Below are 257 nucleotides of genomic sequence, written 5' to 3' on the forward strand. Positions count from 1 at the left end.
CCCGCGCCGACCCGGCCAGCGACGCGGGCCTGCCGGCGCGGCGCGCCGTGGCTGCCATGCCGACCATTTCCGCCGTCAGGTTGGTGGAATATTTCAGCATCCCGCGCAGGATGTCGCGCAACGGCGCGCTGCGGTGGGTGACAAGCACCGTCCCGCCCGGCCGGCCGCGCTGCGGCGCCGGGTCGGTCAGCACGATCCCGTGCGCGCGGGCAAAGCCTGCGAACACCTCGCCCGCGTATTGTGCGGGCTTGCGCACC

At 74.3% G+C, this 257-nt stretch carries 1 protein-coding gene; it reads right to left on the reverse strand.

All coding sequences use genetic code 11. The annotated features are described in order from the left end of the window. Positions 1–257, reverse strand: a 257-nt coding sequence (locus ACH107_RS33940; protein WP_412509939.1) for a D-alanyl-D-alanine carboxypeptidase, incomplete at both ends; no start/stop codon positions are given.

Source organism: Roseovarius halophilus (ex Wu et al. 2025) (assembly GCF_047086965.1).